The sequence below is a fragment of the Paenibacillus sp. FSL R5-0407 genome (assembly GCF_038009185.1).
GTDB lineage: Bacteria > Bacillota > Bacilli > Paenibacillales > Paenibacillaceae > Fontibacillus > Fontibacillus vini.
Genome location: NZ_JBBPAX010000001.1, coordinates 3,024,530 through 3,041,177, shown reverse-complemented (window position 1 = coordinate 3,041,177; position 16,648 = coordinate 3,024,530). Strand labels below are relative to the sequence as shown.

Annotated in this window: 10 protein-coding genes; all 10 read left to right on the top strand. The window is 42.7% G+C overall.

The genetic code is table 11. The features are described 5' to 3' along the window. Positions 1-708 precede the first annotated feature (708 nt). The 10 genes from NYE70_RS14730 (at position 709) to NYE70_RS14685 (ending at position 16,475) form a co-directional block, all read left to right on the top strand. The gene (locus NYE70_RS14730) at positions 709-2,268 is read left to right on the top strand and encodes a type I restriction-modification system subunit M (RefSeq protein WP_341046584.1); all 1,560 of its coding nucleotides are present in this window, start codon (positions 709-711) and stop codon (positions 2,266-2,268) included. Beyond that, on the top strand, positions 2,265-3,533 hold the full coding sequence (locus NYE70_RS14725; protein ID WP_341046583.1) for a restriction endonuclease subunit S: 1,269 nt from the start codon (positions 2,265-2,267) through the stop codon (positions 3,531-3,533). The genes NYE70_RS14730 and NYE70_RS14725 overlap by 4 nt, the downstream gene beginning before the upstream one ends. Continuing rightward, on the top strand, positions 3,526-6,576 hold the full coding sequence (locus NYE70_RS14720) for a type I restriction endonuclease subunit R (RefSeq protein ID WP_341046580.1): 3,051 nt from the start codon (positions 3,526-3,528) through the stop codon (positions 6,574-6,576). Before NYE70_RS14725 ends, NYE70_RS14720 begins: the two co-directional genes overlap by 8 nt. A 325-nt stretch (positions 6,577-6,901) precedes the next feature. Beyond that, positions 6,902-7,411 (top strand): hypothetical protein, encoded by a 510-nt coding sequence (locus tag NYE70_RS14715; protein ID WP_341046578.1) that lies wholly within the window; start codon positions 6,902-6,904, stop codon positions 7,409-7,411. Further along, the gene (locus NYE70_RS14710; RefSeq protein WP_341046574.1) at positions 7,412-8,302 is read left to right on the top strand and encodes a YecA family protein; all 891 of its coding nucleotides are present in this window, start codon (positions 7,412-7,414) and stop codon (positions 8,300-8,302) included. 355 nt (positions 8,303-8,657) lie between these two features. Beyond that, the gene (locus NYE70_RS14705) at positions 8,658-9,356 is read left to right on the top strand and encodes a hypothetical protein (RefSeq protein ID WP_341046571.1); all 699 of its coding nucleotides are present in this window, start codon (positions 8,658-8,660) and stop codon (positions 9,354-9,356) included. A gap of 17 nt (positions 9,357-9,373) precedes the next feature. Then, entirely contained in the window at positions 9,374-10,504 is a 1,131-nt protein-coding gene (locus tag NYE70_RS14700; RefSeq protein ID WP_341046569.1) for a helix-turn-helix domain-containing protein, read from the top strand. A gap of 740 nt (positions 10,505-11,244) precedes the next feature. Beyond that, positions 11,245-12,690: a hypothetical protein gene (locus NYE70_RS14695; protein ID WP_341046566.1), complete on the top strand. Its 1,446-nt coding sequence runs from the start codon at positions 11,245-11,247 to the stop codon at positions 12,688-12,690. A gap of 94 nt (positions 12,691-12,784) precedes the next feature. Next, entirely contained in the window at positions 12,785-14,632 is a 1,848-nt protein-coding gene (locus NYE70_RS14690; RefSeq protein ID WP_341046563.1) for an ATP-dependent nuclease, read from the top strand. Then, complete coding sequence (locus NYE70_RS14685; RefSeq protein WP_341046561.1) at positions 14,592-16,475, top strand: ATP-dependent helicase; 1,884 nt, start codon at positions 14,592-14,594, stop codon at positions 16,473-16,475. The genes NYE70_RS14690 and NYE70_RS14685 overlap by 41 nt, the downstream gene beginning before the upstream one ends. Positions 16,476-16,648: the final 173 nt, after the last annotated feature.

The following is a 16,648-nucleotide window of genomic DNA, read 5'->3' as shown; positions in this document are numbered from 1 at the left end:
GTTGCACCTATCCGGATGCAGAAGCAAGAGTTGGTATGTTGTAAGCTTTGCTTTGTGATTAAGTATTACAGAATCTTGAGTAGACCCAAGTAGACCATTAAACGCTTTGGTAAACTTCCGTAAACTGGAGCCGGAGTATAGTAAACTTGGTAGACTACTTGATGGTATAGAAGTAGGGTAAGTGATGATGGAGAATCTTAAGTAACATGAAACATAGACTGAGTCACATCGGTGATTTCGCTCTTCTTGTTAAGATGTAAAGGAGTGGCACGCACCTTAAATCCGAGATGCCACAGACGGTTTCGATTCTAACGCTTGACCCGTCGCACAGCGATACCCAATCCTCATTCTTCCGCATATGTCGGTTGTTGTAACTCGGCGTCATGTGTTATTCCGATTCACTTACCCCGGCTGAAATAGGCCTTCACAATCTCACTCCACACTTTGACTCGATGCCTCTCGACATAACAAGATTCTCTACTCTGCAATGACCGTCACAAAAGCTGGGCGGACGGTAATAATCGTATCTAGTTCCCTCAATTACGGTTGCTCTTAATTCTCTGAGATATCAAGCAGGATTGATGTCGTATTTCGTAGAATTCAATAACATAGGACTTAATACGTTCAAACATATGTTCCGTGACATCATATAGTCAGTGCGATGCATTAAAATTAAGGAAATACTCTACATCGGAAAGGATTATCATCATGGCATCAGCTAAAGCAGACATAAACTTTGAGAAGGATCTTTTTGAAGCCGCGAACCGGATGCGTGCAACGGTCGCTCCGGCTGATTATAAGCACATCGTTCTTCCGCTCATCTTCTTGCGCTACCTTTCTTTGCGCTACGATAAACGTCGCAAGGAATTGGAGAAGCAATTAAGTGACCCGAGCAGTCCAATGTATTTCAATGATGCGGAAATAGTTCGTGAGATCCTGGAAGACCGTGATCAATACATTGCCGAGCGCGTTTACGTGTTGCCCGAGGAAGCGCATTGGTCTTATATCGTAAAAAACGCCAAGCAGCCGAACATCAAAGAGATTCTTGATAACGCCATGAAGTTGATAGAAGCGGAGAACGAAGACTTGGTTGGCGTACTGCCGCGCATCTATCAGAGCACGAACCTTCCAGTTGAAAACCTTGCCTCTCTTATCGAAATTTTCTCCCGTGATACCTTCAGTGCATCCAGCGATGATGCAGTGGATGTATTGGGCCGCGTATTCGAGTATTTCATCGGTAATTTCGCATCCAGTGAAGGAAATCGTGGTGGTATGTTCTTTACCCCGAGTTCCATTGTCGAACTGCTTGTTGCCATGCTGGAGCCGGAATCAGGCACGGTTTTGGACCCTGCTTGCGGCTCGGGTGGCATGTTCGTGCAATCTCAGCGTTATGCTAGAAACAAAAATTCGCTTTCTTTCTATGGCCAAGAGAGCGTGGATATGACGGTTCGACTAGGGAAAATGAATGTTCTAATGCACGGTATCAATGCCGACATCCGGCTCGGGGATTCGCTTTTGGATGACAAATACAAGGATCAGCAATTCGATTTCGTTATTGCTAATCCGCCGTTCAACATGGATCTTTGGGGCGCAGATAAGGTACAGAAGAATGACCCGCGTCTAATCACAAACTATGATAAGGCCGTAACCGATGGCAATGCGAACTATATGTGGATGCAGCACTTCTTGTACCACCTTAAAGACGGAGGAAACGCGGGCTTCGTCATGGCCAATGGCGCTATGACGACGAACAACTCTGGCGAGAAAGATGTGCGTCAGAAATTGGTAGATGATAGCTATATCGATTGTGTCGTGCAGTTGCCGGAGAAGTTGTTCTTTACTACTGGAATTCCGTGCTGCCTGTTCTTTCTGAGCAAGAACCGAAACGGAGAAAATGGGTACCGGGCACGGGAAAATGAGGTACTATTTATTGACGCCCGGAAAAAGGGCGTTATGGTGAGCCGGAAGCAGAAGGCATTGACAAAGGTAGATGTTGCAGAGATTGCGGGTGTTTATCATACGTTCCGGAGTGCGGATGGCAAGTTTGAAGGTGTTGAAGGCTTCTACAAAACAGCGACTATTGAAGAAATTCAAGGCCGTGAATACAGGTTGACGCCGGGGATCTATGTTGGAACTGAAGAGACAGAGACGGACGATGTTCCATTCGAGGAAAAGATGTCAGAATTGATGGGGCGACTTCAAAAACAGTTTGACGAGTCGAATAGACTTCAGGTGCGAATAGTTAAGAATTTGGAGGGTTTGATATGACAATGACCGTTAAACTCTCTGAAATTATCAAAGTCCACCATGGATGGCCATTCAAAAGTGAGTATTTCACCGATGTTACAACTAACGAACCGATTGTTGTTAATATTGGGAATTTTCAATATGATGGTGGTTTTCGGTTTGAGACGACAAAGAAGAAGGGTTATGTTGGCGCTTATCCAAAAGAATATGAGTTATCGCCAAATGATATTCTCCTAGTTATGACCTGTCAAACGGCAGGCGGAGAAATCTTGGGTATTCCTGGGCGAATACCTGATGACGGCAAAATCTATTTGCATAACCAACGGCTTGGTAAGGTGGAGATTTTACGACCCGACCTCGTTGACGACAACTATTTATACTGGTTGTTCTTATCAAATGACTTTAACAAACATTTATTTAACACAGCGTCAGGAACAAAAATTCTTCATACTGCACCAAGCAGGATCGAGTCATATGAGTTTGCTTTACCTCCTTTGGAAACTCAACGAAGGATTGGAGATATTCTCAATTCTTTGGACGAGAAAATATCAATAAATCACCGAATGAACGAAACGCTCGAACAGATGGCGATGGCATCGTATAAGCATTGGTTTGTGGATTTTGGGCCGTTTCAAGATGTGGAGTTCGTAGAAACTGAATCGGGTTTTATTCCAGAAGGTTGGGAGTTTCGCTCTTTATACTCACTTGCTCAATTTATAAATGGAATGGCGTTTAAGCAACACGATTTGAATGATGAAGAACACGGACTTCCAGTTATAAAAATTTCTGAACTCAATGCAGATAGCCCCAAATCTGCAAAATATTATGCAGGGAGTTTCCAAGGCAAATACCATCTGAATACAGGGGATGTACTATTCTCTTGGTCTGCTTCTCTTGGGATCTATCTATGGTCACATGGCCCAGCACTTTTGAATCAACACATTTTTAATGTAAAAACAAATGGTTCTTTTAGTGAGAAGACTCTTTATTTTTTATTGAAAAGTGTAATCAAAGAGTTTCAGGACATTGCAGCAGGCCGTGCAACCACGATGGGACACATCAAGAAGGAACACCTCATTGAGAAATTACTCCCATACCCACCTGAAGAAACTAGGAGAATAGTTGAGACAGAACTAGGTCAATATTTTGAACTGATTCTTTCGAATTTGCAAGAAAGAAACACGTTAAAAGAAATGCGTGATTACCTACTTCCCCGCCTTCTTTCCGGAGAAATCGATGTGAAGGCAACAGAAGAACAAGCCAAGGAGGTGTTAGCTTGTGGCTAACGGACTGTACGAAACAGATTTTGAAGAAGCAACAATCGGTCGCCTGCAGGCCATCGGGTACGAATACAGTCATGCGATGAACCTCTACGGCCGTTCTTCGCTTCATGACGTCGTGCTCTATGACCGGCTCGAAGCCTTTCTGAAAAAGGCATATCCCGAAATTCCAGCGCAGCATATCCCTGCGCTTGTTTCACATTTTTCCGATCCGGACGGAGTGACGTTGCTCCAACGCAACCAGAGGTTCCACGAAATGCTGGTGAAGGGCATCGATTTTTCCTACGAGGAGAAGGGCGAGCGGGTATTTTACCATGTATATCCGGTCAACTGGGACGATCGGCTTGCGAATAACTTTCTCGTCGTAAACCAACTTTCGATCGAAGGGAAGATGGCGCGGCGGCCGGACCTCGTCATATATATAAACGGTCTGCCGCTGGTTGTCTTTGAACTGAAAAGCCCGTATAGCGAGCAGGCAACGATTGAGTATGCCTACAATCAAATCACGAACTACACCTATGACATCGCACAGTTATTCAACTACAACGCTTTTTCGGTCATCTCCGATGGCATCCTGACGCTCCATGGCATTCCAGGGGCACCGTACGAATTTTATGCTGCCTGGAAATCCATCGATGGTAAAGAAGTCGATAACAACATCACGAACACAATGCGGACACTCATCCAGGGGATGTTCCCAAAGGAACGATTGCTCGATTATATTCGCAACTTCATTGTGTTCATGAAAGATGGTAACAAAGAAGCAATCAAAATCGGGGCCAAGTACCACCAATACTTTGGCGTCCGGTTTGCCGTCGAACATTCCGTTCGTGCCACCCGACCGGAAGGGGATCGAAGGATCGGGGTTTTGTGGCACGCCACTGGCTCGGGCAAGTCGCTTTCCATGCTGTTTTTCTCCGGGATTCTGTCGCGGCATCCGGAGATGGATAATCCGACGATCGTAATCCAAGTGGATCGTGCGGATCTAGACGGTCAGTTGCATGAGACATTCCTTCAAGGGGCGTCCTTGGTTGGCAACGTTCATCATGCGGAGAATGCCAATGAGTTGCGTGAAATGCTCAGTAACGAAGCAGGCCAGATTATTTTTTCGACCATCGAGAAATTTCGCCTGAAGGACGGCGAAGGGGAGTTCCCAGTTTGCTCTAAGCGTCGGAATATTATCGTCATTTCCGACGAAGCGCACCGTACCCAGTACAGTTTTGACGGTTTTGCCGGCAATCTCCGTCGTGCCTTGCCGAATGCTTCACACGTCGGATTTACAGGTACGCCAATCACATTTGCGGACCGCAACACGTTTGAGTTGTTCGGGAACGTCATTCACATCTACGACATGCAGCAGGCCACTTTGGATGGTGCAACGCTTCGGATCTACTACGAATCCCGCTTAATACCACTTGATCTTGAGAACGCAGGGCTAGACGAGGAATTTAAGCAAATCGTCAGCCAGGTAGGGGATGGAAAATGGGATGAACAGCGCGCCAAATGGGCGGCACTGGAGAAGGTTGTCGGTACTTCGGAACGTTTGGAGACACTCGCCAAGGATATTGTGGAGCATTTTAAAAAGGCAGCTTCCCCCGAGGCAAAGGGCATGATCGTTTGCATGAGCCGTGAAATTTGCGTTCGGCTGTACGAGAAAATGCGGGAAGTGGAAGGCTGTCCACCGATCGAAATTGTCATGACCGGCGATATCGACAAGGACCCACCAAGTTGGCGCGAAAAGCAGCCGGGCAGCGAGTTTGCCCATATCAAGTCCAAGGAAGAGCAGGAGAGCGTGAAAGCAAAACTGCGCGACCCGAATGACCCGCTCAAGTTTGTCATCGTGCGGGATATGTGGCTCACGGGTACGGACATTCCGCCGCTGACCTACCTGTACGTCGATAAGCCAATTAAGGGTCACGGCCTGATCCAGGCAATCGCCCGCGTCAACCGCGTCTACCCCGGCAAAACGGGCGGCGTTGTCGTCGATTACATCGGCATTGCCGAAGCGTTGAAAGAGGCGACACATCGCTATACACAAGGCGGCGGTAAAGGAAAGCCGGCTGGAGATATCGAGGAAGAGGCATTGCCCATCTTCTTCGAGGCGCTTGAAGCGGTACGTGCTTTGATCCCGCCAGGCATCGACATTACGGATTGGCGGGCTAAGCCGAAGGTTGAGCGTGAGGATTGGATTGCGGACTTCGTGGGCTTTTTGATGGGACCGGATGAGGACACTTACCTGAATGCGCAGGCAAAACTGGATAAAGCATATCAACTGGTGAAGCACTTGCCGGCCGTAATGCCGTACGCGAATGAGGAACTGCTCTATGAGATTGCTACGATTCAGATCAAGAAGTTCAAAATCGTTGGCGGCCCGGAGGGTAAGCCAAAGAACATCGAGGAAGAACTGAAGAAATTGATCGACCGCAGTATAGGCGCCCGTGAAGAGGCCGTCGATCTGTTCGAGAAAGCGGGATTGGAGAAGCCGGATATTTCGATCTTAGATGAAGCGTTCCTAGCTGACTTTGAGCAAAAACCGCACGTCGATCTGAGACTAAAACTGCTTCAGAAGCTGCTAGAGGAAGAAATCTTCTATCTGGTGAAGCAGAAGAATACGCTTGGGAAAGAGTTAAGTAAGCTTCTAGAGAAGACGATCAACGATTATCACAACCGCGTCATCACGGCGACCGCAGTTGCGCAAATGATGGTCGAAGCGAAGAAGAAGATGGACGAGGAGCGCAAGAAGAAAGAAGCGCTCGGGCTGTCTGACGAGGAAATGGCGTTTTACTACATTATCGAAAATATGGGTAATGAAGCCTTCTCCAATGAGTTTATCGCAGGATTGATTCGCAAAGTGGTTGTAGCCATGAAGAAGGAAATCCAAATCGATTGGACGAATCCACACCGTGCAGATGTCCTTGCAAAGGTCAGCAACGCAGTGAAAATGGTGCTAATCCGGGAGCAGATCAAGGGTGAGCAGTTGCGGTTCCTAACGAATGCGATCATTAATCAGGCAAAAGAGAAATTTAAGGATTGGCCAATTGAGGCATAGTGAGGGAAGCCGTAGGTTCTGAGCCTGCGGCTTTTCTTCAAGAGAGAAGATTGGGAAGCGTGGAGCGGCAGTCATGTATGGATATACCGACAAATGATTTCTCATTGGCCGAAGACGTGGCTCATACTTTCGGGAACAAAGCCCCTGCACTTCTTAACTCGACGTTTGGCAGCCCCAAAGTGCCTGCTGTCACCCCACACTCATACCAATTATTGTGAGACTGATTCCGTCGATTAGTGGCTCATTTTTCCCGGAGGACAGGCTATCTACTCACTCATCGTAATATTCACTACTAAGGTATCAAAACAAGGGGGAATAATAAATAATGTTTGAAATTCACGATTCAACTCAAACGGTAGACACTTTTATGAAAATGGCCGTTTTTTCTGATGAAACAAAGGAGAGGGTAAAAGACGCAGATATAGTGTTGTTGCCCGATTTCAATATTAAAGAAGGGGTCGATAGGGCTTTTCAACCCGATACAGTAACCTTTTTTAAATACTCAAAGGCTAAAAAAGAATCACAAGAAGTAAAAATCGAGTTATTTGAAAATAAAGGCGAAGAAAAATTTCTCGCATTACATTCTTTTGATATTTGGATTCCAACAATAGTGATTATAAAGGAAGGTCTTTTTGGTTTTGTCATTAACCTTGTTAGTAGTTATGTTTATGACAAGATGAAAGGAAGACCTAAAGATGAGCCGACTGTTCATTTCCAGTTAATCGTTGAGAATAAGAAGGCAGGAAAAAGCAAGAAACTTATGTACAACGGACCAATGGAAGGATTCAGAGATAGTTTTGAAAAAATTGATGTAAGCAAATTATGGGAGGATTAAATGCTCTCAATATTAAAAAATGAACTTGAGGATTTTCCTAAACATCGAGAGTTAAAAACAAAAATAAATCAAATTTATCGAGAGTTGAAAAAGCAAACTTATGAGCGAGTAATTCAATTATGTCAGGAATCGGTTCAACTTTGCGATCATATTAAAATGCAGGCAATCGTCAGTCAAAATGAACTAATAGCTAACTCGCTGTTTGTTGTTAAAGCATATTGTGAAATGTTTAAGTACTACTCGATGTATTGGCAATTGCTTTTAGAAGAAAGATACAAAGATTCTTGGATACTATTGCAGGATACTATTGATAGGTTATTTGTTGTAACAAAATTCACCAAAAACCACAGTGAATTTGGAATTGAATTATTGAACGAACACTTAAATCAACTTGAAAAACTTTACCCTTATAAGATTTTTGCCAGTATTGAAGCGGTGGTAAAAACAAAGAAGTGTAGCATTTGTGGGAAATCTCTTTTAGATTTAGATTGCAGCCATATTCCCGGAGAGTTGTATTGGGGAGAAATGGCTGTTTCAAAAGCTGAAGGTATTGTTCTTGAGGCAGTTGCTTTGGTTCAACATCCATTAGATAAACGTTGTGTAATGGAACTAAGTGGGGATACGAGAACCGAGAAAGAAAAATTTAAGATATTGAACTACTTTGTAGATAATAATAAAAATCCATTGTGTTTTTTTTCTGTAATTGAGACGGAAAAGTTTTTTTACAACGAGGATTATGATAAAGCCGGTCGTAATGACCCATGTCTTTGTAATAGCGGTAAAAAGTTTAAGAAATGTTGTGGTGAATATAAGTATCAAAAAGGTGTTTATTCCCACATAGAGGTAAAAGGGGAAATTAGTTTTAAGCCATTATTAATGGCTAATTGTTGAATTAAGTCAAACCAGTGGGCTTCCAAAACGGAGGCCATTTTTTTATACGCGGCTTGTTCTTTCGGACTATAATCAGATTGATATCCATTATATGGGTGTTGCTTCGTAAGTGCAGAAGTTCCGTTTTTCTCTAGGACTGTTGCAGACACGTCTACTATGAAATTATACCTTTCGCATATGAAAGGACGTACCAACTACGTTAATGAAAATCTAGCCCATCGACACTTATTCACGCGGTTTAACAGTTTAAAACATTTGGGAACTAGACTATTTATAATTTCATTCCTTCATACTTGACAATTATATAAAAAAGGTAAATAATACTACTATAGAAATCGGAGGTGGAAACGGACGCATGAACCAACGCGCAGCCGCTATTGTTAAAGATTGTCGGCTTTCGGACAATCAACGAACAGCAATTATGTCTGGTATTGCAGAAGGTAAGCGAGTATTTTCTCAAACCATGAAAATCATGCCAAAGACTTCGTCGAAAACCTACTCATCAAGACTTTTGTACGAGTTAGTCAATACTCATGTTGCAGAATCGATATTGAAAAATCCAAATTTAAATATGAGCGTTGAAGATAGAATGGCGGGCTTCTATCCCTACATTGTAGCTCGGGACACGATAAGAAATATCGCCGTGCTTGTATTGCCAATTCCCGGTAACAAAGATTTTGAGCCTAGCGTATTTAGAGGAGAATTTGCCATAACAAACATTGATCGGCTTATGGCAATGGGGGTATCGGAAGAAGATTTGAATATAGATATTGATTATCAGACCTCATTGCTTTTCGAAATAGAGCATCTTCCATTCGGTCTTATTGTCAGCTACGATCGGGAAAAGAATTTGGTTTACGAGGGAGCGCTTCAACCAAGTCAAGAGGAGTGGCTCTTTAACGAAGATGTCACAGATAAGGTTGTTGCTGGCGGGGGCAAGGTTGTTGAGTTTCCACGACAAATCTACGATGATACGGACATCTCCATCGGGCTTACACATGCAGCGTTGCAAGAAAGCGAGAAGGAGCTCGATGAAAAGAATAATTCTGTTTAAGGAGTTTATGACACGCTATGGTTGACCGCGCCTTTAATCGAAAACGGTTAAGAGAAGCAAGAATGGTTCGCGAATTGAGCATAGCGGAACTTGCGGATAAAATTGGCGTGAGCAAACAAGCGATCTCGCAGTTCGAACTTGGCGAAAGTATTCCAAAAGCCGAGAACATGATGGCAATCATTCATACGCTTCGATTCCCAAAAAGCTTCTTTTATGGAGACAGCGAACAATACGTAGGTAATACTTTTTTTAGGGCATATGCCACCGCAACAAAAAAAAGTCGAGAAATTCAGCTGAACAAATCGTATCTGGCAGGATATATATACGACTACATGAGCATGTATATAGATTTCCCCAAACTAAACTTGCCAGACACCAAAGATTTCAGCAATTGCAATTGGGATGCGGTGTCAATTGAAAAATTGGCGCAATTGACCAGGGATCGTTGGGGACTGGGTGATAAACCCATAACCAACATCGTTAATTTGCTTGAACGCAACGGCATTATGGTTTTTACTATCCATATGGACAGTGAAAAAATCGATGCCTTTTGTCAGCATCGAAAAGGCCGTCCCTTTATTTTTCTAGGCGATGATAAACAATCCGCTGTTCGGCGTCAGTTGGATGGAGCTCACGAGCTTGGACATCGTTTAATGCATGAAGATGTGAATAATGATCTTCTTTCTAAAGAGGAGTTTAAAAAGATTGAAGAGCAGGCGAATCGCTTTGCGTCTGCCTTTTTGTTGCCTGCCGAGGCATTTGCAAATACGGTGACTTCGACGTCGTTGCTTCATTTTGTTGAGTTGAAAAAATATTGGAAAGTTTCGATTGCCGCTATGATATACAGATGCAAAGACTTGGGATTAATAACGGAGAGCAAGTTTACTTCGCTATTTAAACAAATGTCCATGAAACGAATGAGAGTGAAGGAACCGTTGGATGACGTGATTCCGGTGCCTGAACCCGTTGTATTAAGAAAAAGCGTAAAAATGCTGCTTGAAAAGAATGTAAAAAATGAACTTCAAATCATCCATGAAAGCGGAGTGCCACAAGAATATGTGGAGATGTTTTGCAATCTTGATCCCGGTACATTAAATGTCAAAGACCCGGAAGCAACAGTTAAATTAACTGCCAATCCACAGAACTGAGTGGGTGATGATGTTTTGTATAAAAGTGACTCAAGGGGAAATGATAAGGGACTCTATTAATCTGTTCCCTAATAATTAGCCAAGGTTCTTGTCTCATTCAAAGATAGAGCGTCCCTTAACAACACACAATAAAATAACTTATAATGCTGCCCTTCAGAATAAATAAGTCTGAAGGGTTTAGTATTTTAGACCCCAATATGGACGCTAATTTGACTGATGCAAAACAGCATATGGACAGGAAAACACTGGCATTTGTCGAAATAATACTAAAGATGATGTCTGAATATATCAAAATGGTTAGAGGCGAGTTGTGTGGGAAAATACACGGACGAAGAAGTAAGAAGCTTACCCAAAATTACCTGTAAAGTTGCAGCTGATTATCTTGGCATCGCTCCCATGGCTGTAAGTATAGGCATGAGAAATGACTGCTTGCCGATAGGTTTTGCAATTCATAATGAGGATCGATACTCCGATAGCTGGAGTTATCACATTATGGCTGAGTGACTTATTGCGTACAAGCATGTAAGAATTAATGAAGTTCAAATTCAAAGCATAGAGAAAAATCTGGAGACAATCATTTTGCAATTTGAAGAAATGAAGAAGGATCTAGTTTTTTATTGAGCGGAGGAAACGAATAAGAGGCAGGGCAATTATATTCACAAGCGGTTCCTGTAGCTTATAGACCTGATCAGAGAATTATCAATGAAACGGCTTTTGAAACTGAGAAGGAGGTCGTAACGATGAGCGATGAACAACCTCAAATGTTATTGCGCGAGCAGATCTATAACGAGGTGTGGGAGCTGTCGCTTGCTGGCGTTGCCAGGAAATACGGCACATCGTATGGCCTAATATATAAGCTTTGTAAGGAAGCAAATGTGCCCATACCTCCTGCAGGGTATTGGACGAAATTAAATTTTGGAAAGTCAGTAACGAAACCACCTCTTCCAGACTCAACTATATATGAAGTTGATATTCCGCGTTCAAAAATGCCGCGGGTAAGAGTGCAGAAGATTGATAAGGATAGAGCTATTATTTCAGAAGCAGAGATCGAGGCCACGCAGTTGGGTGAAGATGCGTTAAACAATTCTGATGCTGGTTCGAAATTAGTTATGATAGAAGATAATTTCCTAGAAGTAGGATTGGATACTGGCGAAATGCCATTGTCCAAATCAAGTAAATCCGAAAAATATATTAACAACCGAATTTCTCCCGAAGCCACTCACAATAGCTTTTCGGATAAGTTGGCGTTCCTCGACGAAGATGAAAGGAACAAGGTATTTGATATAGCGAGTCGGGTAGGGATCCCGCATGAAAAGGCCAAGATGCACCCTAAGATTACCGCATATAAGTATGTTGTGAGCGATTGGAACAGAAACGATAAAAAAGAAGTAGGTGCTCAAAGAAGCCGTCAAAACTACAGCTCATATAAGTCCAGTCCTCCATTTCTAGCAGGCGTGATTTCGAAAGAGACGCTTTCGCGTGTCTACAGAATCCTTGGGGCACTCATCCATGCAATAGAACCATTGGGATGCTCAGTGACGGATACTCTCTCGTTTATTATTCGGAATGAATCGGTATCCCTTGAGATATATGAAATGCAGGACAAAGTCGATCATATAATAACAAAGTCCGAGGAAAATCAACTTCGCAAATATGAGGAAGATAAAAAACGGTACTCATGGGCTTCGAAACCGAATTTTCGCAAGTATGATTATGTGTTTAACGGGCAACTGAGCATCAATATAAATCAGAATCAAAATAAAAGGTTTCGTGATACGAAATCTACCACCGTGGAAGACCAATTGGGAACTCTTTTAATCGAGATGTATGAAGCGGCTGAAATTATACGAAAAGAGCGAGAGGCGCGTGAAGAAGAACGCCGTAAACGCGAAGAAGCAGAGAGATTGCGAGAAGAACGCCGAAAACGTTATATGATCGAGGTCGAGCGCACGGTAGCATTGACAAATTTGGCTCAGGATTACGCGATGGCTTGCAGGATTAGGGCATTCGTTGAAGCTTTGGAATCGTCCGGTAATTTGAAAGGGGAAGACTTACAGCGGATCGATTGGGCAAAGAAGAAAGCCGACTGGTATGATCCGATAATAGCTAGAGAAGATGAGTTTCTTGGGAAACGCGATCACGAGAAAGGAATAGATTTGAAAACTGAATATCCATGGTGGCAATAGTTTTTCGGTAACGATGATTGTCTTGCCTTTAAGATGATGAGATGATGAACTAGTTTCTTCTTTCAACCTTAATGACATTCTTCCGGAGGTAAGTATGAGAATAAGAGAATTACTGATTAAAAATTTACGTAACTTCAAAGATGAGATACGAATTACTCCGCAAAAAATTAATGGTCATGATATCGTGGTGCTTATTGGAGAGAACAACGCTGGAAAGTCCAATGTGCTTTCCATTCTCCACATGATCTTCAATCCAGATAGATCAATTAGAACGCTGGAATTTGAGGAGACGGACTTTTACGACATTGGACAGCCTATCGAAGTAAAGGTAATTTTCGAAGATCTTAGTAAAGAGCTCTGCGCGGACTTTATTGGTCTTGTCGATGCTGAAAAAGTAGAGGGAAAAGATGTATATATCCTTCCGTTACATTTTTTCGTTAGTTATAACCCGGATACACGTGAAGCTGAGCCTTCATTAGTATTTGGTCGCCAGCCTGACCGTTCAGTGTCGTTCGGAGAGAAAAAATTGATATCATTCTTTTTACAGGATGCTATGCGCGATTATAGGGCTATCAAGTCGAATAAAGGAAGCTTGTTCGGTCGTATTCTAAATCAAATTAATCTTACGGAGCAAGAAAAAGCCATTTTGTCCAAACTTGATGAAGCAAGCGATTCATTACAGGACAACCCAGAGATTGCAGCCTTTACTAAAGGGGTAACCGATATCACCAGAGAAATTATTGATTTGCCGAGAATCGATAATCTTTTGCGTCTTACTATTGCGACATCAGCAGCTGTAGATATAAAAAAATACATTCAAATACAGCTAAAACATCATACATCGGATAAATACCTCAATGTTGATCAACTTGGTTTGGGGCTTCAAAGTGTGCTTACGGTAAGTATTTTTCGAGCTTTTGCTGGTATTGGCAAATTACGTGAAGGAATCTTCGCCATAGATGAACCGGAGTCTCACCTTTACCCACATGCTCAGCGCAAAATGTACAGGGAGATCTTGCATTTATCCGAAACTAGACAAGTATGGGTTGCCACCCATTCTCCATCATTGATTGAGCTCATCAATCCGAGGCAAATATGCTTAATTAGAAAGGGAGCACAAGGTACATCGTCTAGTGTGCAATTACCCATGGATTTCCCCGAAGAGTTTGTATCCTCCTATGAGAAGCATCTTGATGTGGGAAAAGCGGATGCATTTTTCTCTAAAGCGGTTCTGTTGACTGAAGGGCCGACAGAGCAGGGCTTGTTCCCTGAGTTGGGACTCTCACTCACTTATCTGGACAGCAATTACGATTTAGATCGTATTGGTGTTTCCGTGATAAATGCTGGCGGGAAAACAAACATCAAAGCATTTATCAGGCTTTTAAATAACTTCGACATACCGAGTGCTGTTGTGATCGATTATGATTCCAAAGATAAAGATCATGAAGACGAGTTGAAGGAAATTAAAACAATATGTTCCAGCATTTATGAGTTACCAAGGACTCCTGATATGGGAGACATCGAGGGATATGTTTGTAACAACATGCCTATTGCTAAATTGATTGCATTTTTGGAAGAAGTCCTTCTGCCAGAAAGAAAAGCGGAACTCTTTTCTAATCTTAAAGGAGTAATAAAGAGTGTAGATGAAGAAAAGTCAAATGTCTTGCGGGAAATGCGAAAAGATGATCAAAGCTTGGTGGAAGCGGTTCCTTTATTAATGGCTATTATTTCCGATTATCCTGAAGTAGAGCCTAAAATAAGAAAAGCTCTAGCTAATTCATTTCGGAAAATTAAGGGCAGAACTACAGGGAGGCTTATCGGAGAAGGGTTCAGCGACCATTTTCCTGAAGAATTCATCATAAATACGCTCGACGCAGTCGTGAAACTGGCGGGGTATGGAGATGATGTTGAAGGAGAGCAAACGGCAAATGAGGAGCCTTGAGGGACTAAACAAGGAACAGATTGAAGCTGTAGAATCTATGGATCACAACACCATGGTTTTTGCAGGTCCAGGTACGGGGAAAACCCGTGTCATAACTCGGAAGATCGCTTATTTATTCGAAGGGGATTTCGTTCCTAATTCGCGGAAGATTCTTGCCATAACCTTTACCAATAAAGCGGCTAACGAAATGAAAACGAGAGTACAAGAACTCGGGATTGATAGTCGCCGCATTCGATTGGGGACATTTCATAATATATGCCAGTCTGTACTAAGGTTTTATGGGGACAAAATAGGGGCGCCACGGGATTTTACATTTGTGTCCACGGCGAACAGGAATGCACTAATTCGCTCGATACGAAGAAATAATCGCTTAACAACCATGAGCGAATTCGAACTCGCTAATAGAATCAGCACTTTGAAGAATTCATCTGTAGATTACGATGATTATGTGCAGAAAACAGATTCAAGAATTATAGGCTTTAAGTCTGCCACTGCCGAATATGGGGCACGATTGCGAGAAAATAGAATGATTGATTTTGATGACGCCATTTTATTAACTGTATCTTTGTTTAAAAGACATCCTGAAATATTATGGTTATACCATAACGCGTTTCCTTTTTTGCTGGTCGATGAGATGCAAGATACAAACCGCATGCAGCTTGAACTAATTCGTCTACTGGGCATTGGTGCAAAGAATGTAATGGCTGTTGCGGATGATGATCAGTCCATTTACGGTTGGCGCGGCGCGCTCCCGACAGTAATTCGTGAATATATCACGCAATTGAATGCAAGGAGTATTAAACTGATTCGAAATTATCGATCACCTCAGGTTATTTTAAATGCCGCAAATTCATTAATTGAACATAACGATGAAAGGGAAATTAAGTCTCTGCATGGCCGAAAGACTGAGGCAGAAGATTGTTTGAAAGTATTTAGTTTTGCTACAGCCCTTCAAGAAGCCGAATCGGTTGCCGATAAGATACAAGAAATTCATGCGGAAGGCATTCAATATAAACAAATTATAGTTCTTTATCGAAGCAGGCACCCAGGACTTAAAATTGTCGATGAGGTTTTTAACCGTCGAAGGTTACCGTTCAGACATTTCGGTAGAAATTTTAATAACAGGATCGAGCTCTTATCCGATCTTATTCACGAATCGCTAAAATTAATAATTGAGCCTTCAAATGATTTGATTCTTGAGCCATTGATCGCTTATTTCTCAAGGCTTCACAATTATGATGACACAGTCAGTTATTACACGGATCTGACTGGGGGAGAACTGTCCATTACGAAACTTGCCGAAATTACGCCAGACGATGATATGGATGATGCTGTAAAAAAGTTTGCGCAATTTTGTGTAGGGTACAGTAGCTCGATAAGTAATCGTAAGGTTTATGATGCTTTGTACGACCTTCTTAAAATCAAGGCCTCGCTTGGGAAGATGGAGGAAGGGGATACTTATGAACAAATTCGGCATCTTGAACTGCTAAGAGAAAGGATTACAAAATCTCAAGCAAAAAATCTAGTGGACTTGATCGGAGAGCTAGATCTTCAAGACGAATCAAATCATATCGATAATACGATTGATGAGGTTGGAATTTCAACATTTCATGCAGCCAAAGGCCTGGAGTATAAAGCTGTCTTTATCATAGCGCTGGAGGACGACATTATTCCTGCTAGGAATGATGAATCTGAGGAGCGGCGTGGACTTTATGTTGCGATGACCCGTTCGGAAAGCAAACTGTTCTTGTCTTCTTCACAGCAGCGTGAAAGTCGTCGCGGCGGCATTGATAGTAGAAAACAACCAAGCCGCTTTCTTAATGAAATTAAACCTTCGAATTAGGCGACCCAAAGGTCACCCAAAGGTCACCCAAAGGTCACCCAAAGGTCACCCAAAGGTCACCCAAAGGTCACCCAAAGGCCAAAGCCGATTGGGGCAGTTACATAATAAGCAGCTTGTGGCATTCAGATAAACATTACGGAGCGTGTAATGAGCAAAATGTATTTGGATCATGG

Excerpts from the sequence above, each read along its gene's own strand:
- NYE70_RS14705 (WP_341046571.1), top strand. The coding sequence starts at position 8,658 with ATGAACCAACGCGCAGCCGCTATTGTTAAAGATTGTCGGCTTTCGGAC.
- NYE70_RS14700 (WP_341046569.1), top strand. The coding sequence starts at position 9,374 with ATGGTTGACCGCGCCTTTAATCGAAAACGGTTAAGAGAAGCAAGAATG.
- NYE70_RS14690 (WP_341046563.1), top strand. The coding sequence starts at position 12,785 with ATGAGAATAAGAGAATTACTGATTAAAAATTTACGTAACTTCAAAGAT.
- NYE70_RS14695 (WP_341046566.1), top strand. The coding sequence starts at position 11,245 with ATGAGCGATGAACAACCTCAAATGTTATTGCGCGAGCAGATCTATAAC.
- NYE70_RS14725 (WP_341046583.1), top strand. The coding sequence starts at position 2,265 with ATGACAATGACCGTTAAACTCTCTGAAATTATCAAAGTCCACCATGGA.
- NYE70_RS14730 (WP_341046584.1), top strand. The coding sequence starts at position 709 with ATGGCATCAGCTAAAGCAGACATAAACTTTGAGAAGGATCTTTTTGAA.
- NYE70_RS14715 (WP_341046578.1), top strand. The coding sequence starts at position 6,902 with ATGTTTGAAATTCACGATTCAACTCAAACGGTAGACACTTTTATGAAA.
- NYE70_RS14710 (WP_341046574.1), top strand. The coding sequence starts at position 7,412 with ATGCTCTCAATATTAAAAAATGAACTTGAGGATTTTCCTAAACATCGA.
- NYE70_RS14685 (WP_341046561.1), top strand. The coding sequence starts at position 14,592 with ATGATGTTGAAGGAGAGCAAACGGCAAATGAGGAGCCTTGAGGGACTA.